General features: G+C 59.4%; 24 protein-coding genes and 1 tRNA gene. 18 read left to right on the top strand and 7 right to left on the bottom strand.

Going from position 1 to position 21,238, the window contains the following annotated elements:
- Positions 1 to 14: 14 nt before the first annotated feature.
- The 6 genes from CV013_RS03690 (at position 15) to CV013_RS03665 (ending at position 4,136) form a co-directional block, all read left to right on the top strand.
- Positions 15 to 959, top strand: coding sequence for a TraB/GumN family protein (locus CV013_RS03690; protein WP_223805301.1), 945 nt, complete (start codon positions 15 to 17; stop codon positions 957 to 959).
- Positions 956 to 1,843 carry a TraB/GumN family protein gene (locus CV013_RS03685; protein ID WP_102153935.1) on the top strand — a complete coding sequence of 296 codons (888 nt, stop codon included), beginning with the start codon at positions 956 to 958 and terminating at the stop codon, positions 1,841 to 1,843. Before CV013_RS03690 ends, CV013_RS03685 begins: the two co-directional genes overlap by 4 nt.
- A 146-nt stretch (positions 1,844 to 1,989) precedes the next feature.
- Complete coding sequence (locus CV013_RS03680) at positions 1,990 to 2,652, top strand: 50S ribosomal protein L25/general stress protein Ctc (RefSeq protein WP_102153934.1); 663 nt, start codon at positions 1,990 to 1,992, stop codon at positions 2,650 to 2,652.
- 149 nt (positions 2,653 to 2,801) lie between these two features.
- Positions 2,802 to 3,371 (top strand): aminoacyl-tRNA hydrolase, encoded by a 570-nt coding sequence (gene pth / locus CV013_RS03675; RefSeq protein WP_102153933.1) that lies wholly within the window; start codon positions 2,802 to 2,804, stop codon positions 3,369 to 3,371.
- Positions 3,372 to 3,374: 3 nt separating this feature from the next.
- On the top strand, positions 3,375 to 3,797 hold the full coding sequence (locus CV013_RS03670; protein WP_102153932.1) for a DUF1330 domain-containing protein: 423 nt from the start codon (positions 3,375 to 3,377) through the stop codon (positions 3,795 to 3,797).
- A 120-nt stretch (positions 3,798 to 3,917) separates the two neighbouring features.
- Positions 3,918 to 4,136, top strand: a complete 219-nt coding sequence (locus tag CV013_RS03665; protein WP_102153931.1) for a PEP-CTERM sorting domain-containing protein — start codon at positions 3,918 to 3,920, stop codon at positions 4,134 to 4,136.
- A 100-nt stretch (positions 4,137 to 4,236) separates the two neighbouring features.
- Here CV013_RS03665 and CV013_RS03660 read toward each other — a convergent pair whose 3' ends face one another.
- Complete coding sequence (locus tag CV013_RS03660; protein WP_223805302.1) at positions 4,237 to 5,325, bottom strand: YeiH family protein; 1,089 nt, start codon at positions 5,323 to 5,325, stop codon at positions 4,237 to 4,239.
- Between the two features lie 112 nt (positions 5,326 to 5,437).
- Here CV013_RS03660 and CV013_RS03655 point away from each other — a divergent pair, with 112 nt between their 5' ends.
- From CV013_RS03655 to CV013_RS03630, 6 genes are all read left to right on the top strand, one after another.
- The gene (locus CV013_RS03655; RefSeq protein WP_102153930.1) at positions 5,438 to 6,331 is read left to right on the top strand and encodes a LysR family transcriptional regulator; all 894 of its coding nucleotides are present in this window, start codon (positions 5,438 to 5,440) and stop codon (positions 6,329 to 6,331) included.
- 108 nt (positions 6,332 to 6,439) lie between these two features.
- Complete coding sequence (gene ychF, locus CV013_RS03650) at positions 6,440 to 7,540, top strand: redox-regulated ATPase YchF (protein ID WP_102153929.1); 1,101 nt, start codon at positions 6,440 to 6,442, stop codon at positions 7,538 to 7,540.
- A 62-nt stretch (positions 7,541 to 7,602) separates the two neighbouring features.
- Positions 7,603 to 8,877 (top strand): alkaline phosphatase family protein, encoded by a 1,275-nt coding sequence (locus CV013_RS03645; protein WP_102153928.1) that lies wholly within the window; start codon positions 7,603 to 7,605, stop codon positions 8,875 to 8,877.
- Positions 8,878 to 8,940: 63 nt separating this feature from the next.
- A complete protein-coding gene (locus CV013_RS03640) occupies positions 8,941 to 9,744 on the top strand; it encodes a DUF1206 domain-containing protein (protein ID WP_190276528.1) in 804 nt (267 codons plus the stop codon).
- Between the two features lie 49 nt (positions 9,745 to 9,793).
- Positions 9,794 to 10,552, top strand: a complete 759-nt coding sequence (locus CV013_RS03635) for a MauE/DoxX family redox-associated membrane protein (protein ID WP_102153926.1) — start codon at positions 9,794 to 9,796, stop codon at positions 10,550 to 10,552.
- Positions 10,553 to 10,569: 17 nt separating this feature from the next.
- Positions 10,570 to 11,034, top strand: coding sequence for a MaoC family dehydratase (locus CV013_RS03630; RefSeq protein WP_102153925.1), 465 nt, complete (start codon positions 10,570 to 10,572; stop codon positions 11,032 to 11,034).
- 9 nt (positions 11,035 to 11,043) lie between these two features.
- Here CV013_RS03630 and CV013_RS03625 read toward each other — a convergent pair whose 3' ends face one another.
- Together CV013_RS03625 and mutL are read right to left on the bottom strand one after the other, a co-directional pair.
- Entirely contained in the window at positions 11,044 to 11,544 is a 501-nt protein-coding gene (locus CV013_RS03625) for a hypothetical protein (RefSeq protein WP_102153924.1), read from the bottom strand.
- Positions 11,544 to 13,382, bottom strand: a complete 1,839-nt coding sequence (mutL, locus tag CV013_RS03620; RefSeq protein WP_102153923.1) for a DNA mismatch repair endonuclease MutL — start codon at positions 13,380 to 13,382, stop codon at positions 11,544 to 11,546. Before mutL ends, CV013_RS03625 begins: the two co-directional genes overlap by 1 nt.
- Before the next feature lie 193 nt (positions 13,383 to 13,575).
- Between mutL and CV013_RS03615 the strand changes: the two genes are divergently transcribed.
- The 6 genes from CV013_RS03615 (at position 13,576) to CV013_RS03590 (ending at position 19,454) form a co-directional block, all read left to right on the top strand.
- Positions 13,576 to 14,619, top strand: a complete 1,044-nt coding sequence (locus CV013_RS03615) for a rod shape-determining protein (protein WP_102153922.1) — start codon at positions 13,576 to 13,578, stop codon at positions 14,617 to 14,619.
- A 13-nt stretch (positions 14,620 to 14,632) separates the two neighbouring features.
- Positions 14,633 to 15,550, top strand: a complete 918-nt coding sequence (mreC, locus tag CV013_RS03610) for a rod shape-determining protein MreC (RefSeq protein WP_102153921.1) — start codon at positions 14,633 to 14,635, stop codon at positions 15,548 to 15,550.
- Entirely contained in the window at positions 15,547 to 16,104 is a 558-nt protein-coding gene (gene mreD / locus CV013_RS03605) for a rod shape-determining protein MreD (RefSeq protein WP_190276529.1), read from the top strand. The genes mreC and mreD overlap by 4 nt, the downstream gene beginning before the upstream one ends.
- Positions 16,104 to 18,161, top strand: a complete 2,058-nt coding sequence (gene mrdA, locus CV013_RS03600; RefSeq protein WP_102153920.1) for a penicillin-binding protein 2 — start codon at positions 16,104 to 16,106, stop codon at positions 18,159 to 18,161. The genes mreD and mrdA overlap by 1 nt, the downstream gene beginning before the upstream one ends.
- Complete coding sequence (rodA, locus tag CV013_RS03595; protein ID WP_102153919.1) at positions 18,158 to 19,276, top strand: rod shape-determining protein RodA; 1,119 nt, start codon at positions 18,158 to 18,160, stop codon at positions 19,274 to 19,276. Before mrdA ends, rodA begins: the two co-directional genes overlap by 4 nt.
- A 102-nt stretch (positions 19,277 to 19,378) precedes the next feature.
- Positions 19,379 to 19,454, top strand: a tRNA-Lys gene (locus tag CV013_RS03590).
- A 17-nt stretch (positions 19,455 to 19,471) separates the two neighbouring features.
- On the opposite strand, the gene CV013_RS03585 is transcribed toward CV013_RS03590, so the two are convergent.
- The 4 genes from CV013_RS03585 to CV013_RS03570 all read right to left on the bottom strand — a co-directional run.
- Entirely contained in the window at positions 19,472 to 20,599 is a 1,128-nt protein-coding gene (locus CV013_RS03585; protein WP_119594706.1) for a tyrosine-type recombinase/integrase, read from the bottom strand.
- Positions 20,503 to 20,820 (bottom strand): helix-turn-helix domain-containing protein, encoded by a 318-nt coding sequence (locus CV013_RS15995; protein WP_067532936.1) that lies wholly within the window; start codon positions 20,818 to 20,820, stop codon positions 20,503 to 20,505. The genes CV013_RS03585 and CV013_RS15995 overlap by 97 nt, the downstream gene beginning before the upstream one ends.
- 2 nt (positions 20,821 to 20,822) lie before the next feature.
- Positions 20,823 to 21,134 (bottom strand): DUF736 domain-containing protein, encoded by a 312-nt coding sequence (locus CV013_RS03575; RefSeq protein WP_102153917.1) that lies wholly within the window; start codon positions 21,132 to 21,134, stop codon positions 20,823 to 20,825.
- On the bottom strand, positions 21,131 to 21,238 hold a 108-nt coding region (locus CV013_RS03570; protein WP_157935729.1), incomplete at its 5' end, for a DUF2274 domain-containing protein. The genes CV013_RS03570 and CV013_RS03575, both read right to left, overlap by 4 nt.

Genomic DNA, 21,238 nt, shown 5'->3' with positions numbered 1-21,238 from the left:
CAAGGATCGACTACGTGCGAAATCTGCTGAAAAAATCGACTTCTACGCTGGCATCATTCGCGGTGCTGTTCTCGACCGCCGGCTGTGCCACCGCACAGGCGGAGCAGGTCACCAGCGCGCCCGCGCCGGTCACCACCGCCACCCCGTCGGAGACGCCTGCTGGCCCGGCGCTGTGGAAGATCGCCGACGATGACACCACGATTTATCTGTTCGGCACGGTCCATGCCCTGCCCGACGATATCGACTGGCAAACCGGCCAGATCGGCGCCGCTCTCGAGACGGCGGATACACTCGTAACCGAAGTGATCGTCAGCGACAGCAACACCGCAGAGATGCAGAAACTCGTCGCGGCGAAAGGGATGCTGCCTGCCGATCAGACCTTGCGCGGCCTGCTGAACGAGGATCAGCGTGCAAAATACGATGCAGCGATGACCGGGCTCGGCCTGCCCACCAATGCCTTCGACCGGTTCAAACCGTGGTACGCTTCGCTGCTGCTCACGATGATACCGCTCGCTCAGCAAGGGATCGATGTTGCCAACGGAGTCGAGAAATCGCTCGAAGCCAATACCCGCCCCGAAGTGAAGCGCGAGGCGCTGGAGACGGCCGAGTATCAGCTTTCGCTGTTCGACAGCCTCTCGCAAGAATCGCAAATCGACATGATGATGAAAACCATCGACGGGCAGGACAAAGTTGCCGAACAGCTTGAGGCGATGATTGCCGACTGGCTGGCAGGCGATGCAGACGGGCTGGCCAAACTGATGAATGAAAGCATCGACGAACCCGCTCTGCTTGAACGCCTTCTTTACCAGCGCAACCGTAACTGGGCGCAGTGGCTTCAGAAGCGGCTCGACACCCCCGGCACAGTGTTTGTCGCGGTTGGCGCGGGCCATCTGGCCGGGCAAAACAGTGTTCAGGAAGACCTGACGAAGATGGGCATCAAGGTAGATAGAGTACAATGATACGTTGGTTTCTGGGGGCGCTGGCCACATTTGCATTGCTGGCCAGCGCGGGGTGCGGCGAAAAGGCGTCGCCCCCTGCGGCCCCCGCTCCTTCCCCTGCCCTGTGGTCGGTTTCGGACGACAGCGGCAGGACTTTGGGCTGGCTGTTCGGGACGATCCACGCACTTCCCGACGGCACCCAGTGGCGCACGCCCGCAATCGACAAAGCCATCGTCGATGCAGGCGAACTGGTGGTGGAGGTCAGGGATCTCGACGATCAGAGCAAGCTGGCGGCCACATTCACCCGCATGTCGCATACCGATGGCCTGCCACCGCTGAGCGAACGGGTTCCGCCCCGGCTACGCAGCAAACTGGCGGAACTGTTGAAGAAAGGCGGCTATCGCGAAGCGGATTTCAAAGCGATCGAAACCTGGGGCGCGGCAATCATGCTGGCACAACTTGCCGATAATTCGAGCGGCGAGAACGGAGTGGATAAGGCGCTGATCCGCGATTTCCATGCCCGCCCGGTTGAGGAACTGGAGGGCGTGGAAGGCCAGTTCTCTATCTTCGACAAACTGCCGGAGAAGGACCAGCAGGATCTTCTCGGTGCGGTTCTGGAAGAAGATACCATGACCACCAGCGATACCGCCCGCCTTGCCAAACTATGGCTCGCCGGAGACATGGAGGCGATTTCCAAAGAAGGCGACGAAGGCATGCTAGCCGATCCTGAATTACGGAAAGCTCTGCTGACCGACCGCAACGAACGCTGGGCCACCGTAATCGCTGAAAGGCTGGATACGGGCAAAATGCCATTGGTAGCAGTTGGCGCCGCGCACCTTGCGCCGCCTGCGGGCTTGCCCGAACTGCTACGGGCCAAGGGATACAAAGTGACGCGGGTAAAGTGAAACCCACGGGGCGAAGGTGGGCGCGCATGTCGTGCACCCTTGCCTTTTCCCGCTCTTCCGCTTAATGGCGCGCGCTTCGGCGTCATGGTCATCCCTGGAGGCGTGGCGGACCGAAACATTCTAACGCATTTCGAAAGGCACTACCGATGAGCGACGCTCTGACCCTGCCGGCCGAGACGCGCGACCGGGCTGGCAAGGGAGCCTCCCGGGCACTGCGTCGCGAAGGCCGTGTCCCCGCCGTGATCTATGGCGGCAAGGAAGAACCTGTAACGATCCACGTCGAAGCCAAGGAACTGATCCGTCAGCTCGACACCGGCCACTTCATGAACTCGATCGTGATGATCGAAGTCGGTGGCGAAAAGCTGCGTACTCTTCCCAAGGACGTCGCATTCCACCCGGTCACCGACCGTCCGGTCCACGCCGACTTCCTGCGCCTTGCCAAGGGCGCGAAGGTCGATGTGCAGGTTCCGGTGGTGTTCACCAACGAAGAAGCCAGCCCCGGCCTCAAGAAGGGCGGCGTGCTCAACGTTGTCCGCCACGAACTGGACCTCGTCTGCGAAGCGGACAAGATCCCCGGCGAAATCGAAATCGATGTCACCGGCAAGGACGTTGGCGATTCGATCCACATCAGCGAAGTGAAGCTTCCTGTCGGTGCGGAAAGCGCGATTACCGATCGCGATTTCACCATCGCCACGCTGGTCGCTCCGTCTGCTCTGAAGAAGAGCGAGAGCGAAAGCGGCGACGAAGTACCTGCCGATGGCGTCGCAGCCACCGAACAGGGTTCGGACGAGGATGCAGACAAGGAGTAACACTCCTCTGCCTGCGTTCACCGCAAAATCGCAGCGCCGGCCCAGCAATGGGTCGGCGTTTTGCTTTGGAGTGACAGGGGGGATCCGCCCTTACCTCTCCCCTGCCTCTCCACCCTTGCGTCAGGCGTGATCGCGGCTAGAGAGGCGCGATGCAAATCTGGGCAGGTCTTGGAAACCCCGGTCCGCAATATGCGATGCACCGGCACAACGTCGGCTTCATGGCGTGCGACGTGATCGCGGAAATGCACGGGTTCGGCCCGGCGCAAAAGAAGTTTTCCGGCTGGGTGCAGGAAGGACGCATCGGGCGGGAAAAGGTGCTCCTCCTCAAACCCGCCACTTATATGAACGAAAGTGGCCGTGCCGTTGCCGAAGCAATGCGGTTCTACAAGCTGGAGACCGATGCGCTGACGGTGTTTCATGACGAACTCGATCTCGCCCCGTTCAAAGTGAAGGTGCGGATCGGTGGCGGACTAGCCGGACACAATGGCCTCAAAAGTATCAACCAGCATCTCGGCCCCGATTTCCGGCGTGTGCGGATCGGCATTGGACATCCGGGGCACAAGGAACGGGTCATCGGCCATGTTCTGGGCAACTATGCCAAGGCAGAGATGGACGATCTCGCACAAATGCTAGGCGCTATCGGGGCAGAGGCGGAATGGCTCGCCAATGACGACAATGCGCGGTTCATGAGCGAATTTGCCCTGCGAATGCAGGATTGAACGATGAGCGAGCAAACCGCCTACACCGATGTCTCGCCGGCTCAGGGCGCGCGCTTCTTCGGCTCTCCGCATACCGGGACAGTGGTAATGCTCAACCCGATCCGTTTTCGCGATCGGGCCGACTATTCGCACGCCCCCGAACTCGAACCGGAGGGAGGATGTTCCGGGGCAGAAGCCTATGCACGCTACATGGCTGAGATGGAGCCACTGCTGACCGCCAGTGGCGGAGAGATACTCTATTCGGGTTCATCGGATGAGTTTCTGATCGGCCCCGACGCGGAAAAGTGGGACAAGATATTGCTCGTCAGGCAAGCTAGCAAACAGGCGTTTCTTGCATTCGCATCCGATCCGCAGTCGAAGCGCGTTACGCAGCACCGCACCGCCGCTGTGGCAGATTCCCGGCTATTGCCAACACTGGCCGATTAAGACTGCGGCAGGGAAGTGTGCCATCGCGACACGCCCTCGCCGAATCACTGGAATCCGCGTCTGTTTGTGGGATGGGTTACGAGGTCGAATTCGTAAAACCAGTTCAACAGGGAATTTTTCATGCGCCTTGCTCGCAATCTCCTCGCCGGTCTCGCTCTCGCCACTGTGGCAGTGCCTGCCCTCGCAATGACCGAACCGCCGACCGAGCCGGGCACCGGCAGTTCCAGCGGCGGCTCTGGCAGCAGCGGTGGGACGGCTGTTCCCGAACCCGGCATGTTCGGCATCATGGGTCTTGCACTGGCAGGTGTTGTGATCGCGCGCCGTCGCCGCAAGAGCTGACGTACAGATTTACCGCTTCCCCAAGCGCGTTCTCGCAGCCCCGGTGGGATGATCTCCCCCACCGGGGCCGCTTTGCCGTTCGTCGCGACATTTTGACCATTTATGCGATGTGCAGCACCGCAATCAGCGCAAAACTCATGGCAAACAATCCGATCAAAGACAGTATAACTGCCGTTGTAACACGCGCACCTGCACCAACGATTGATCGCACATCCACTCCCAGACCCAGGCCAGCCATCGAAACCACTGTCAAAAGCGTGGCGATGTGACGGATCGGTTCAATCGCCATGCGCGGAATCAGACCGGCTGAACGGCATAAGGCGAGAACAACAAAGCCAACGATGAACCACGGAACCAGCTGACTCAGCCTCGGTTTAGCGAGTGCGGTGTCAGCGTCCCCTGCCGTCTCCGCCAATTCCGAGGGGCGAGCCATGCGCGGCGCAATCAGCGATAGCGCCACACATACCGGGCCGAGCATCAACATTCGCACCAGCTTAACCAACGTACCCGCCTGAACTGCGATTGATCCGTATGAAGACGTTGCGGCGATCACTTGTGGAACTGCATAAACAGTAAGTCCTGCGAGCGCGCCAAAGGCAAGCTGGCTCATACCCAGCGCCGCCCCAATCACAGGCAACCCGACGACAACCCCGATACCCAGCACTGCCGTGAACGCAATCGAGGCGGCAACATCGTCACTATCCGCCCCGATGATCGGAGCGACGGCTGCGATAGCGGAGTTGCCACAAATCGAGTTCCCACACGCAATCAGGATAGCCATTTGAAGCGGCAGTCTGAGAGCGGTCGCGATCGCAAGGCTGACTGCAATAGAAACGGCAATGATAACAGCGATGCCGATCATCAACGCCGGACCTGCCTCCGCGATCATCCGCGCGCTCAACGATGCGCCCAGCAATGCAACCGCGATTTCCAGCAGGTATTTGGCACTGAAATCGATCCCGATTTCAACGCGGGCCGGAGGTGTCCAAACAGCCCTGACCGCCGTACCGATCAGGATTGCCAGTACTAGCGCTTCCACCCACGCCCGGCCTGCCAGAGCGACTTCGGCTTGTTCAACGAGGAAGGCAGCGACGGTAATCGCTGTACAGAGAGCGATACCGGGGATTGGCATTTTCAGTTTGGGTAGCCACCCTTCCCCGCCCATCAGTGTTGAGATGTCAGTGTTCATCAGAGCGAAAATCCTTTCGCCACGACTGTTATGAGCCAGAAATCAAACGATCCAACCGATAGGTTTTATCATTTCAATCGATTTTGCTTATTGATTGCTTTACCAGGCACCTATGACTCTGGAGCAATTACGCATTTTCGTCTGCGTGGCGGAACGACTGCATATGACAGCCGCCGCGGGCGAGCTGAACATGACGCAATCCGCAGTTTCGTCTGCCATCGCCGCATTGGAAGAACGCCATGCGACGAAGCTGTTCCACCGCGTGGGGCGCGGCATTGGCCTGAGCGAAGCCGGTCAGATATTTCTGGGCGAAGCACGTGGCGTTCTGGCACGTGCGAAGGAAGCCGAGACAGTTCTGCGGGAACTGCGAGGGCTGGAACGGGGCACACTTCGGATCGTCGCCAGCCAAACCATCGCAGCATACTGGCTCCCGCCGAATCTCGCTTCGTTCCGACAGGCTTATCCCGGAATTGAGATCGACGTGGCAATCGGCAACACCGAACAGGCGGCAGATCGTTTGCGAGATGGCGCAGCCGATCTCGCGATTGTAGAAGGCGAAATCGATGACCCCGTCCTCGCCAGCTGGCCAATGGAAGAAGATCGCCTGAAGCTGGTCAGCGCCGATCCGTTTGAAGACAAGCGGATCGATACCAAATGGCTGAAGCGTGCCAACTGGATCATGCGAGAGCAGGGATCGGGCACACGATCGACTCTGGATCGCAATCTGCGCGAGATGGGCATTGCCCCCGCATCCCTGAAAGTTGCGCTCGTCCTACCATCGAACGAAAGCGTGCGAACCGCAGTGGAGGCGGGCGCCGGTGTGGCAGTGCTTTCTTCACTGGTGGTTGATCCCGCAATATCCGAAGGCAGGTTGCACAGCGCTCTGATCGATTTCCCGATACGGCGTTTCTTCGGCATGCGTCATAAAGAACGGTATCGCACGAAAGCATCCGATGCCTTTACCGATCATCTCGATGAACCCCGAAAGAGCGCTCGAACTCGCTGATCGCTGTTTTATGGTGGACAATGATCGCACACACAGTTCAGCGTGGCCTAGCTTTTCGTTCGCACTGCGCCTATCCGCGCGCAAACACCAAACTGTCCGGAGTATTCGATGGGTTTCCGTTGTGGAATCGTTGGGCTGCCCAATGTCGGCAAGTCCACCCTGTTCAACGCGCTGACTGAAACGCAGGCGGCGCAGGCTGCTAACTATCCGTTTTGCACGATCGAACCGAACGTCGGGCAAGTTTCCGTGCCCGATCCGCGTCTGGACAAGATCGCTGCCATCGGCGGCAGCGCCAAGATTATTCCGACGCAGCTCGCCTTCGTCGATATTGCCGGACTGGTGAAAGGCGCAAGCAAGGGCGAAGGTCTGGGCAACCAATTCCTCGGCAACATTCGCGAAGTCGATGCCATCGTGCATGTCCTTCGTTGTTTCGAAGATGACGACATTCAGCATGTGTCCAACAAGGTCGATCCGATTGCGGATGCCGAAGTGGTCGAAACCGAACTGATGCTGTCGGACCTCGAAAGCCTAGAAAAGCGTGTGCCCGCCGCTGCGAAAAAGGCGACCGCAGGCGACAAGGAAGCCAAACTCACGGCCAGCGTTCTGGGGCAAGCGCTTGACCTGTTGCGCGAAGGCAAGCCCGCGCGCCTGACCGAACCGAAGGATGACGAAGAAGCGCGCATTTTCCGGCAGGCACAACTGCTGACTGCCAAGCCCGTGCTCTATGTCTGCAACGTAGCCGAAGAAGACGCCGCCAACGGCAATGCGCTCTCGGCTCAGGTGTTCGAGAAGGCCGCTGCCGAAGGGGCGCAGGCTGTGGTCGTATCCGCTGCTATCGAAGCGGAACTGGTGGGTATGGCACCTGAAGAGCGTAGCGAATATCTCGCGGAACTGGGGCTGGAAGAAACCGGCCTCGCTCGCGTGATCCGTGCCGGTTACGACCTGCTCGGTCTGCAAACCTTCTTCACCGTCGGCCCCAAGGAAGCGCGCGCATGGACCTTCCCGAAAGGGGCGAAGGCACCGCAGGCTGCTGGCGAAATCCACTCCGATTTCGAACGCGGCTTTATCCGCGCAGAAACGATGGCGTTCGACGATTACGTCGCGCTGGGCGGCGAACACGGTGCGCGCGAGGCGGGCAAGCTGCGCCAGGAAGGCAAGGAATATCTGGTGCAGGATGGCGACATCATGCTGTTCAAATTCAACGTCTGACACCGGGCTTTCTGAACCCGATTGTCTCTGTTCAGACAAATTCGCATGACATGGGGGCGGCTATGAAATTCTTTGTTCGCACATTCGCCATTGCCGCCCTCGCCCTGGTCGGCGCCTGCACTACCCCCGCCCCGACTATGCCGGTGGCACAAACCCGGCCGGTCGAACAGAAGGCGCCGGTGACAATCCTCGTGTCCATCGATGGATTTCGCGCAGATTATCTGGACCGGGGTATCACACCTGCACTTTCAGCACTCGCCCGCGACGGTGCGCGCGGACCGATGATGCCATCGTTCCCCAGCAAGACTTTCCCTAACCACTGGACTCTGGTGACTGGCAGAGTTCCCGATCACCACGGTATCGTCGCCAACAAAATGGAGGATCCGCGCCGCCCCGGCGAAGTGTTCACGATGGCGAGTGACGACCCATTCTGGTGGAATGAAGCCGAGCCGATCTGGGTAGCGGCGGAAAAGGCGGGCGTGCGTACCGCCACGATGTTCTGGCCCGGCTCCAATGTCGGCTGGGGCGGTGCGCTGGTGCCGCATGGCTGGGGTGCAGTCGAGGGAGGCACACGCCCCGCAGACTGGCAGCAGTTCAATCAGCAGATCGATAACACGCAGCGGGTCAACGCTGTGCTCGACTGGGTCCGGCGACCGTCGAACATTCGCCCGCAATTCGTGACACTGTATTTCGACACTGTCGATACAGCAGGTCATCAGAGTGGGCCCGATGGAGCCGCAGTCAACGAAGCGATTGCCGATGTGGACCGCCATATTGGCGATCTGGTGCAGGGCCTGAAAACGCTGCATCAGCCCGCAAACCTGGTTATCGTGTCCGATCACGGTATGGCGGCCACCAGCAGCGAACGCGTGATCGCTCTCGACACGATTGCCGATCCTTCGCTCTATCGCATTGTCGAAAGCGGCCCTTTCGCCGCCCTCCAGCCCACCGACGGCAACGAGGTAGCGCTGGAGAAGGCGCTTGTCGGAAAGCACGGGCATATGGAATGCTGGCGCAAGGAGGAGATTCCCGCGCGCCTGCAATACGGCAGCAATCCACGCATTCCGCCGGTCTTCTGCCTTGCCGACATTGGATGGCTTATCCTGCCGAAAGCGGCGACCGATGAATTCACCGGCGGCACCCATGGCTATGACAATCAGGCACCTGAAATGCGCGCTTTGTTCATCGCCAACGGCCCCGCGTTCCGGCGGGGGATTACCCTCACCCCCTTTGCAAATGTCGATATTGCCCTGCTTCTGCGCCACCTTCTCGGCCTGCCCGATATCGCAGATCTGGATGGAGGAATCGCTCCGCTGAGGCCCGCCCTGCAAAACTAAGTATCGGCAAAAGGGCACTTTTCTCCAATGCGGCCGTTACTCTCCCAACAACGGAGAGTATCGGTGCCCAACGTCGACAAATCTCAGAGTTTCATCACCCTTGTGCGGGTTGGCTATGCTGCACGGGGCATTACCTACATGATGCTTGGCTATCTCGCATTGACAACGGGTAGCAAGGCGGAAGGTGGCGCGAAGTCGGCATACGATTATATCGATCAGGTCCCGCTTGGCACACCGATACTGTACCTGATGGCTTTTGGCTTGCTGGCCTATGCCTTGTTTAAGCTGGCCTCAGGCGTCGCCGATCTGCAACACCGGGGTCACGATACGATGGGTATTGCGAAGCGGGTCGGGGATATCGGCAGCTGTGTAGTATATCTGACATTGTCTTTCGCCGCATTCCAGTTTGCCAATGGCACCCGTGAAACGGCCAGCGGCAACAGTCAGGAAATGGCGCAATCGATCCTAACCTGGCAGGTGGGTGATATAGTAATTGGATTAATCGGATCGGGCCTTATCGCGGCCGCCGCTATGCAGGCGAAGCAAGCGATCACCGCCGGGTTTATGGATCGCATCAGTTCGCGCGCGCCCACCTGGATCGAACCGCTTGGGCGCGCGGGATCGGCAGCACGCATGGTGACCTTCGGCTTGATCGGATGGTCGCTGATAAAGTCAGCGTGGATCGATTCCTCTACACAGGTTAAAGGCTTAGGCGAGGCACTGTTGTCCTTGAGAGACATGGGCATAATCTATGCGATGGTGGCGTGCGGGCTCATTCTGTTCGGGCTGTTCAGTCTTATTGTCTCAAGATATCGCATCATACCGGATTTCGATGCATCCGGCCTCAAACCTAGGTTTCGGGTCTGATACGTAGCCTTCCGTTGATCGGAACGTTCGCAGCCCCATATGGCTCGTCATGAAGAACGCTGCCCCCTCTGCCAAGACTGCCAAAATCTATCGTATGGTGATGGACAAGCACGTCTGCCCCTACGGCATCAAATCCAAATGGCTACTCGAACGGAACGGCTATCAGGTGGAAGACCACCATCTGACCACGCGTGAGCAGACGGACGCCTACAAACGCGACAACAACGTCGAAACCACACCGCAAACATTCATCGATGGCCAGCGGATCGGTGGTTACACTGATCTTCGCGCGTTCTTTGGCAAGCCCTTACCACAGGAAGGAGCGACCAGTTACAAGCCTGTGCTCGCCGTGTTCGGAATCGCAGCGGCATTGGCGTTGGCTGTCAGCTACACGGCATTCGGCAACCCCTTCACCGTGCGGGCCGGCGAATGGTTTCTGGCGTTTTCGATGGCAATTCTCGCGATGCTCAAATTGCAGGATGTCGAGAAATTTTCGAGCATGTTTGTAGGCTATGACCTGCTGGCGCGCCGCTTTGTTCCTTATTCCTACCTCTATCCGTTTCTGGAGGCGTTGGCGGGTGTATTGATGGCCAGCCATGCTGCGATGTGGCTTTCCATTCCAGTGTCGCTGTTCATCGGCACAATCGGCGCCGCCAGCGTGTTTTACGCGGTTTATATTCAGAAACGGGAAATCAAATGCGCTTGTGTCGGCGGGTCTGGCAACGTCCCGCTCGGCTTCGTATCGCTGACAGAGAACCTTGCGATGATCGCGATGGCGGTCTGGATGATCGTGCGCTACGTGATTTGAGAATCACGGGAGCGAATATGGATTACTTCGAAGACATCGCGGTCGGGGAAAAGTCGTCGTTCGGCCATTATGAGGTAACGCGGGAAGAAGTCATCGACTTCGCCAGAAAGTACGACCCGCAGCCCTTCCACCTTGACGACGATGCAGCGGCAAAAACGCACTTCGGGCGTCTTTCCGCGAGCGGATGGCACACATGTGCGATGACGATGGCAATGCTGGTCGAGAATATGAAAGAACACAAACAGGCGGGCCTCGGCTCCCCTGGCGTCGACAATCTGCGCTGGATCAAGCCGGTCTATCCCGGCGACACCTTGCGCGTCGAAAACGAAGTGCTGGAAAAACGCCGCAGCCAGTCGCGCCCGGAAATGGGTATTTTCAAGAGCAAGGCTACCGTGTTCAATCAGCACGACGAACCGGTGATGAGCATGGTCTCTAACGGGCTGATCGCTGTTCGCGACCCGGATGCCCCGATAGAAAGCTAGTTCACCGGATCAGGCGCCGCACTGCGCGGTGCCATTCGCTTCATACACCACCTGGTCGCGGGAATTCTTCAGCACCATTCGCGCAGGGTAGTTGACCGTTTCACCGCCGGTCTTCTCCCCCTCGCCCTTCGCTACGTCGATCATGAAATTGTATTCGCGCCCATCGTAGCGGCCCCAGGCCACACCCGGCAATTTCCCGCTCCCCTTATCTGCAGCGAAGATCATCATCTTGTCATCGATTTTCATGTAGCCGTAATCGTCCATCGCGATGGCAACTGCGCCCAGTTCCTTATCGGGCGCGAAGCTACAGGAAGCGCCGTAGATCCCAGCTTTCTCAATATCGGGATAAAGGATTGCCTGCGGACTGACCGGCACCGGCGGAGGGGTACTTGCTGCCTTTACCGCGGCGATGTCCTTCGCATCCTGCGCCGCGCGCTGAGCCGGGGTCATTTCCTCTTTGCCACACCCGGTGGCCAGCAACGCCAGAACCGGCACAACCCACAAACGCATCAATGCCTCCCAAACAGTTTTTCGACGTCTTCCATTTTGAGCTTAACCCAAGTCGGGCGCCCGTGATTGCATTGGCCTGAACGCGGCGTGCGCTCCATTTCGCGCAGCAGAGCATTCATTTCCGCTACCGACAGAACGCGCCCGGCACGCACCGATCCGTGGCAAGCCATCGTCGCCAGCACCAGATCGAGTTTTTCGCCCAGCAAGAGCGCTTCTCCATGCTTCGCCAGATCGTCAGCGATATCGGCCAGCAACTGGTGCGGATCCGCCTTGGCAAGTGCATGGGGCAGGCTGCGGACCAGCATTGCGCCGGGGCCGAAACGTTCGATGGCAAGGCCCATCGTCGCCAGCTTCTCCGTCGCACTTTCCAACCGGTCGCAATCGGGTTCATCGAGCTCCACCACTTCGGGGATCAGCAATGCCTGCGCCCGCGCTACTGCCTCTTCCGCGCCCGCAGCACGCAGGCGTTCCAATACGAGCCGTTCATGCGCGGCATGCTGATCGACGATGACAAGACCATCCTCTGCCTCTGCCACGATATACGTTTCGGCCACCTGCCCTCGCGCAATTCCCAGCGGATAGGCTGCGACATCTTCCGGCAACGGCGCCGCCTCTTCTGCCCGCCCGGACGGAGCCGAGGCCGTATCGCCCTGCGGAATATTCGCCACCTCTGTATCCGCTGAACGCCAGACAGTCGGCGCCTCGCGCACCGAAGCAGATGAGCCACTCCAGTCTCGCCCGGAGAAAAGCGACTGGAGTGAAGGTGCCGGATCGGGCTGCACCGGTTCACTGGTCCAGCGCCCCATAGCGGAGGCGTCGGGAGCTTGTGCACTGCGGCGATCGCCTGTCGAAAGTGCGTGGCGCAGCCCCGACACGATAAAACCGCGCACTCCGGCGGAATCGCGAAAACGCACTTCGGTCTTCGCGGGATGAACGTTCACATCGACTTCTTCCGGCGGCATATCGAGGAACAGCGCCAGCACGGCGTGGCGATCCCGCGCCAGCATGTCGGCATAGGCACCACGAACCGCACCAATCAGCAACCGGTCTTTCACCGGGCGGCCGTTGACGAACAGATACTGGTGATCGGCCACGCCGCGATTGTATGTCGGCAGTCCAGCGATCCCGCCCAGTGTCATAATGCCACTTTGCGTCGGGCGCTCGAAATCGATTGGAACGCCGTTGTCCTTCAACTCGCGCGCAACGACCTGAGCAACACGCTCCACCAGCCCCTGCCCCGATTGCAACGCCAGAACCCGACGGCCACCATGTTCGAGCGAGAAGCCGATATCGGGCCGCGCCATCCCCAATCGTCGCACGACATCGAGACAGGCGGCATATTCGCTGCGCGGGGTCCGCAGAAACTTGCGCCGCGCCGGAATTTTGCCGAACAGATGCTCCACCCGAACGCGCGTTCCCGGTGGCAGCGCAGCGGGACCATCTTCCACCAGTTCGCCGTGATCAACCACTTTGCGCCAGCCCTGCTCAGCCCCCTTAGGCCGGCTTTCGAGCGTGAACCGCGCGACGCTGGCGATGGACGGCAAAGCCTCCCCACGAAAGCCCAGAGTGGCAACCTGTTCGATCGCATCGTCCGGCAATTTGGAAGTGGCATGGCGTTCAAGCGCGAGCGCCATTTCTTCGGGCGTCATCCCGCACCCGTCGTCAGTCACTTCGATCCGATCTAGCCCGCCTTCGACCAGCGACACCAAAATTGATCGCGCGCCAGAATCAATTGCATTTTCAATTAATTCTTTGAGCGCGGCCGCCGGTCGTTCCACCACTTCACCAGCGGCGATGCGGTTGACGAGGGACTCCGGCAAACGTCTGATCGTAGGCATGTCACGCAGCCTAGCGATCAAGCGGCGGTTTTTCGAGGCAAACGGTGCGAATAAACCAGCAATTTAACCACAAATTTTTTGCCCCTCATCGCAGGTTTGTCTAAAGAGCGAGCATTCCACGCCAAATCCGGGATGCATTTACCGTGCCTCGGCGCGGCAAGCATCTGAAATCACCTACGGAATCGACATCACTATGGGCTTCTTCTCGAATCTCCTCAAAATCGGCTCGCAGAACATGGCGATCGACCTCGGGACCGCCAACACGCTGGTCTATGCCGAAGGTCAGGGCATCATTCTGAACGAACCCTCGGTGGTCGCCATCGAAACCATCAATGGCATCAAACGCGTCAAGGCCGTGGGTGACGATGCGAAGATGATGATGGGCAAGACGCCGGATTCGATCGAAGCCATCCGCCCTCTGCGCGACGGGGTGATTGCCGATATCGAAATTGCTGAGGAGATGATCAAGCACTTCATCCGTAAGGTGCATGGCCGCAAGAGCTTGCTTCGCTATCCTGAAATCGTGATCTGCGTCCCATCGGGCTCGACTTCGGTTGAAAAGCGCGCGATCCGCGATGCAGCCAGCAATGCCGGGGCCAGTCAGGTTTACCTGATCCTCGAACCGATGGCCGCTGCCATTGGCGCGGACATGCCTGTAACCGAACCGGTCGGCAGCATGGTGGTCGATATCGGCGGTGGCACAACCGAAGTCGCCGTCCTTTCGCTGCGTGGCCTTGCCTACACGACATCGGTTCGTACCGGGGGGGACAAAATGGACGAAGCGATCGTCAGTTATGTCCGCCGACACCACAATCTCCTGATCGGTGAAGCCACTGCCGAACGAATTAAGAAGGATTATGGTATCGCTGTCGCACCGGAAGACGGAATCGGCGATACGATCACAATCAAGGGCCGCGACCTCGTAAATGGTGTTCCCAAGGAAATTACCATTAATCAGGGCCACATTGCCGAAGCTTTGTCGGAACCAATTGGCGCTATCGTCGAAGGTGTTCGAATCGCACTGGAAAACACCGCCCCCGAACTCGCCGCCGATATTGTCGATCAGGGTATCGTTCTGACTGGCGGCGGCGCGCTGATTCAGGGGCTGGATGCTCACCTGCGCGACGAAACCGGATTGCCGGTGACCATTGCCGAAGATCCGCTCTCCTGCGTGGCCATCGGCACCGGGCGCGCTATGGAAGATCCGATCTATCGCGGCGTATTGATGACCGCCTGAGGGGAAGAAAGACATGGCGCCGCCTTCGTCACGGCGCTCCGGGCATTCGCGCAGGGCGCAATACGGACTGTTCACCGGCTACGTGCTGGCTACGATCGGCGCACTGTTCGGTGCGCTGTTGCTCGGCATATCGCTGTGGCGACCCACTTCGTTTAATGGGTTTCGTACCTCTGCCAGTGATGTTGTCGCACCGGTTGGCGAAGCGGGTGCGGCTGCCCGGACCGAGGGTCAAGGTCTGTTCGATTCCATCTCCGGCTATCTCCGCGCGGGAAGTCAGAACGCCAAACTCAAAAAAGAGGTCGAACTGGCCCGCATTCGCCTGAAGGAGGCGGACGCGGTCCGCCAAGAGAACGCGCGTCTCAAAACTCTGCTCGGGCTGCGGGATACGCAGGCGCCGCCGGTCACAATCACCCGACTTGTGGGATCGTCTGCCTCCAGTACGCGCCGCTTCGCTTACCTCGGTGCGGGAAGTAATCACGGTGTTAGGGTGGGCATGCCCGTTCGTTCCCCGCGTGGAGTGGTCGGCCGGGTATTGGAAGTCGGCCAGCACAGCGCGCGCGTATTGCTGTTGTCCGATAGCGAGAGTGTGTTGCCTGTTCGCCGTGCGAAAGACGATGTTGTCGCTTTCGCCGAAGGGCGCGGCGACGGTCGTTTGCGTATCCGGCTCATCAATCTGGGGGTCAACCCACTCAAGCGCGGCGATGTTTTTGTGACCAGCGGCGCAGGCGGATATTATCAGCCCGGCGTTGCCGTCGCGATTCTCGATCAGGTGACATCCGACGGCGGCATCGCCCGGGTCATCGCCGATCCCGCCGCTACCGATTTCGTCGCTGTAGAACCGATCTGGCAACCCAAAGCGGTCGAGAGTGCGAAGACACCTGTTAGCGAAGCATTGGCAAGCGATCAGTCAACCGGTGCGGCAGCCCAATGATCGATCCGATTTCCGGCAAGGCCCGCCGCGATCGCTACGGCAGCAAGATCAATCGCACGCATTCCCCGATCCTCGCTTATGCGACACCGTGGATCACGATCATGTTCGCGTCGCTGTTGCCGCAATTGCCGATTGCTTCAGCGATCCCATTGGTGCCGCCGCTCGGATACCTGATGATGATCGCGTGGAGGCTCGTGCGCCCGGGCCTTTTACCAGTGTGGGCGGGCACACTTTTGGGTATGTTCGATGACCTGTTCAGCGGGCAGCCATTCGGTTCTGCTATTCTGCTATGGTCGTTAACTATGCTGAGCATCGAATTGCTGGAGGCACGCTTTCCCTGGCGAGGTTTCTTGCAAGACTGGCTGGTTGGCGTTGTCTTCATCGCAGCCTACTTGATTGCGGCTGCTATGCTTTCAGGTGCGCGGATCGATATTACCGCGATTGTTGTAATGGTGCCCCAGTTCTTGCTCTCGATATGCATATTCCCCATTATCGCACGTATGGTTGCTGTGCTTGACAGATTCAGGTTGATGCGCGTGCGGGTGATCGGCTGATGCGTCGCAAGCGCCAGCGCGCGCGCGCAATCGTTAGTCCCGCCACTCTCTCCAACAGCTTCGACCGTCGAAGTTTCGTGATTGCTGGCGTGCAAGGCGGCCTCGGCGTGCTGCTGGCCGCGCGGATGGGCTATCTCTCGATCTTCGAGAATGCAAAATACAAGACGGAGGCGGAAAGCAACCGGGTCAACCTTTCACTGATCCCGCCGCGCCGCGGCTGGATTCTGGATCGCAACGGCGTGCCCCTCGCCTCTAACCGTGCGGACTTCCGGGTTGATGTAATCCCCGATCGGATGCGCGATGCTGAGGCGGAAATTGGCGAACTCGCTACTTTGCTCAGCTTGGATAAAGTCAAAGTCGACGAGATCCTCGACAAAGTGGAAAAGAGCCGCGGTTTCGCACCAGTCGAAGTCGCCAACGGCCTCGATTACGATCAATTCGCCGCAGTCAGCGTCCGGCTGCCCGATCTGCCAGGTGTCGTACCTCAACGGGGCTTTTCCCGGTTTTATCCGACCGGGCCTTCTGTCGGCCATCTGGTTGGTTATGTCGGCGCGCCTAGCCGTGAGGAGTACGAGCGTGAGCCCAAACCGCTACTGCTCACACCCGGTTTCAAAGTGGGTAAGGACGGGATCGAAAAGCAGTTCGAACAGGAACTGCGCGGCATGCCCGGCGCACGGCGGGTGGAGGTCACGGCGACAGGCCGCAGGGTGCGCGACCTCGAAACGCGCGAAGATGTGCCTGGCCATCCTGTCCATCTGACTATCGACGGGCCGTTGCAGGACTATGCCGCGCGCAGGATTGGACTCGAATCCGGTTCGGTGGTGGTGATCGACTGCCTGACAGGCGACCTTCTGTGCATGTCCTCCATGCCCAGTTTCGACCCTAACAGCTTCTCCGACGGGATCGGTCGTCTCGAATATTCGATGCTGAGCAAGAACGACCGGGTGCCCCTGCGCAACAAAGTGCTGCAAGGGCTCTATCCGCCGGGCTCGACAGTGAAGCCGATGGTGGCGATGGCTTTTCTGGAAGCCGGGCTGTCCCCCGATGCGACCGTCACCTGCAATGGCGGCCTGCGCGTGGGCAACCGTGTGTTTCACTGCTGGAACCGCCGCGGACATGGCAGTGTTAACATGGCGAAGGGCATCTATCAGTCCTGCGACGTCTATTTCTATCACTTTGCTCAGAAGCTCGGGATGAACGTGATCTCCGAGATGGCGCGCCGTTGCGGCCTGGGACAGGAGTTTCCTCTGCCTGTGGCCAGCCAGTTCTACGGCACTGTGCCCGATCCGGAGTGGAAGCTAAAAAAGTATGGCCGTGAATGGCAGGCCTTCGATACCGTGAACGCAACAATCGGCCAGGGCTACATGCTGTTCAATCCATTGCAGCTTGCGGTCTATGCTGCGCGGATCGCGACCGGTAGAACCGTGATGCCGCGTCTGATTCTCGATGGGAAACCCTCCAGGTTCGGAAGCATGAATTTCCACGGCGATCATGTGCAGATCATCCAGAATGCGATGAGCGACGTGATCAATGGCCCCGGCACCGCCGGGCGCGCACGGCTGCCAATCGACGACGTGCTGATGGCTGGTAAAACGGGCACTGCACAAGTGGTCTCGCTCGGCATCTCGGATGGCAAGACCGGCCCCTGGAAATATCGCGACCACGGCCTGTTCATCTGCTTCGCCCCGTTCAACAATCCGCGCTATGCCTGTGCGGTGGTGATCGAACACGGCGGCGGGTCAGGCTCTGCCTATCCGATTGCGCGCGACGTCATGACCTTTCTGTTCGACCCAGCCAAAGCGCTGGATGCTCTGCACGGCCTCGAGAAGCAGTGGGGCGGCAAACCAGCGCAGCGTATGGCGCGCCAATATGCGGCATTCGTTGGCAAAACGGGCGTTGCCGTACCGGAAGAAGCCTATAACCTCGATCAGCAAGAATCCCGCGCCGATGCCGAAGCACGCGTTAAGCCCAAATCCGATGTAACCGACAATGCCGCTAACAAGGGCCAGCCTGGCGAGAAGGCCTCTTCCTCAGCCAATCCCGACAACGCAAGATGAGCGGTATTATTCCCGCCCCCATCGCTCGCCAACCATGGCAGATGCTGATCCCGCTGATCGCCCTCGTTTGCTTTGGCGGTGCAGTACTCTACTCGGCAGGCGGCGGCCATATGCAGCCATACGCTCTGTCGCATCTGATCCGGTTTTCCGTCTTTCTTGTGCTCGCATCGGTGATGACTCTGGTACGTAAGGACTTTGTCCAATTGCTTGCGTACCCTGCCTATATCATCGTACTGCTTTTGCTGGTGGCAGTGGAAGCAGTCGGAGCCATCAACGGGGGTAGCCAGCGCTGGATCAATCTGGGGCCCTTAGTCCTTCAGCCGTCGGAATTGATGAAACCGGTAATCGTGCTCGTTCTGGCCCGGTTCTATGCGTCCCTGCCATCGGGCATGGTACCGACCTGGCGTTCGATCGTCCCCGCCGGTGCAATGATCGGGATGCCCATGCTGCTTGTCCTCGCACAGCCCGATCTGGGCACTGCGCTGGCCATCGGTTTCGGCGGAGTGGTTGTGATGTTCCTCGCCGGCCTACCGCTACGCTGGTTCATCGGCGGAGGTATCGCAGGCGTTATTGCGGCGCCTATCGCGTTTTTCGTGGGGCTGAAGCCGTATCAGCAGAAACGCGTCTTCACTTTCCTCGACCCGGAGAGCGATCCGTTGGGCGATGGTTATCACATCACGCAGTCAAAGATCGCTATCGGATCCGGTGGGCTCAGCGGCAAGGGTTTCAATAACGGTTCACAGAGCCATCTGAACTACCTTCCCGAACCCCACACAGATTTCGTTTTCGCCACGATGGCCGAGGAATGGGGCTTCATCGGTGGGATGTTCGTCCTGCTGATGTTCTTCCTGATCCTGCGCTGGGGATGGAAGGTTGCCCTGTCGTCTCAGGATCGCTTCTCGCGCCTGCTGGCAGGCGGCATGGTGGCGACTATCTTCTTCTACGTGGTCATCAATCTGATGATGGTGATGGGCCTGGCTCCGGTCGTTGGCATACCACTACCCTTCATGAGCCATGGCGGAAGCTCTATGATGACCAACATGATATGCATCGGCACGCTGATGGCCATTAACCGCTGGACCGTGAAGGCCGGACGGAGCGGGCTTTCAACTTAAGCTCCAAAAAAGGCATTCACCCCCTTGGCATCCGCGCCGGAGCGTTTATATGCGCGTCTCCCGACGATTCGGAGCCGACAAATGGCCCTGTCAGTTGGATGTGGACGCATAGCTCAGTTGGTAGAGCAGCTGACTCTTAATCAGCGGGTCCTAGGTTCGAGCCCTAGTGCGTCCACCATTTTTCTTCCTTTACAATCAAGAGCTTACGTCGAGGCCGGCGACAAGCTTGAGCCGCGGACGGCTCTCACTGTGACCATTTTTGTGACCGGAGCTTTCCAGCTTTTCCGGGCAGTTAGACTTTTTCGTGTCTGTGACCGGATTAATCAGCGGGTCTGTGCCCGGTAAAATCAGCTGGTCGGCATAGGGCTGGAGGTGCTTCACCGACATGTGCGCATAACGCCGCACCATCGACTCCGATTTCCATCCCCCCAGCTCCTGAAGCACCCAGGTGGGCACGTCATTCTGCCGGAGCCAGGTCGCCCAGGTGTGCCGCAGATCGTGCCAGCGAAAATCCTCGATCCCGCAGGCCTTCAATGCCGCACGCCAGGTCCGCGTATTCGCATTGGCAAGGCGCTTGCCCCGAAATGTGAACACATGAACCGGATGCTTGCCCTTCTGCCGCCGTAATACGCCAAGGGCCGCCTCGTTCAGGGGCACGCCGAGCGCCTCCCCGTTCTTGGTCTCGCCATATCCGATCGTGACGATGCGCCGGGTCATATCGACCTGATCCCATCGCAGATGGAGTATGTTGCCCTGACGCAGGCCGGTCGACAAAGCGAACAGCACCACCTCGCGCTGGTGTTCAGGAAGCCGACCCATGAGCTCGGCGGCCTGATCATGGGTGAGAAACCGCACCCTGACCCGGCCACTGCGCGCATAGGTCTTGAACGCCGGCACATGCGCGATCCATTCCCATTCCCGCATCGCCTTCCGGAAGATCGCGCGGATGAGCGCGACATAGAGATCCTTGGTGCGATCGCTCTTGCGGGCGAAATGGCGCGATATGAGCCGATCGATCATGTCCCTGCTCACCTGATCCAATGTCTTGCCACGCAGATGCTTGGTGAACCACCGGATCCGGCTCACATCGTCCCGGTAGGACTTCTTGTGTGCCTTCTCCTTCAGCCACCGCAAAGCCGCCTCGTCCCAAGTCCGTTTCGGCTTCTGCTTCAGCCTGGCAAGGTCCCACAGCTCGGCCTTCAACTTGTCGTGAAATTCGAGCGCCTTCAGCCTGTCGGTCGTTCCAGTAGAGCGTCTAATGAGCGTTCCGTCAGGTGCTGTGAGCTTGACGTAGTATTTTCCTGCACGTTTCCAGAGTGCCATAATGCCTCCTTTCGTTGGGCACCTGACTGCATTCGTGCAGGCGCAGAGTAGCCCGAGCGAATCCAGGCGACAAGTTCGCCTTCCAAAAAGCGCCACTGGCGCCCGACGCGGGCCGCCGGAATGCGGCCCTCGGCCAGCAAATTGCGGATGGTGTTGGGGTGCACCTTGAGCAGCGCCGCCGCTTCCCGGATGGTCAGAACGCGCTCGGCTTCCTCGCCCATGGTCAGACCTGCAGCACCAGTTGCGCGGTCATGCCTTCGGCGTCGGGGAACAGCATGGCGCTGAGCGGACAGAAGGGATCGTCGATCCGCACCCGCCAATATTCACGGGGAGGCTCGGTGCGCGACAGGCGCTCCCAGGCGTCCCCGATATGCTGCCAGCCCAGCATGACCCGGAACGCCGGGGCGTTGTCGCTGACCCTATTGTCGTTGGGCACAAGCCGGATCGCACGCTGGATCGACAGGGTGTTAATCTCCCCTTCCCATCCGCCCTGCTTAGAGCGCCGGAAGCGGCCGATTGTCCGCTTCCGGGTCATGTCCCCGCCTCCATGTCCCTGCGCGCCTTGGCAAAGGCACGATCGCTGGCCAGAAAGCTGTCGAGCATGGCGGGAACGAGATCCGCCACTTCGGCCTTGTCGCC

The sequence above is a fragment of the Tsuneonella flava genome, assembly GCF_002870965.1.
Lineage (GTDB): Bacteria > Pseudomonadota > Alphaproteobacteria > Sphingomonadales > Sphingomonadaceae > Tsuneonella > Tsuneonella flava.
Note: the sequence above shows the minus strand (reverse complement) of the source record. Positions and strands in the feature narration are given on the sequence as shown.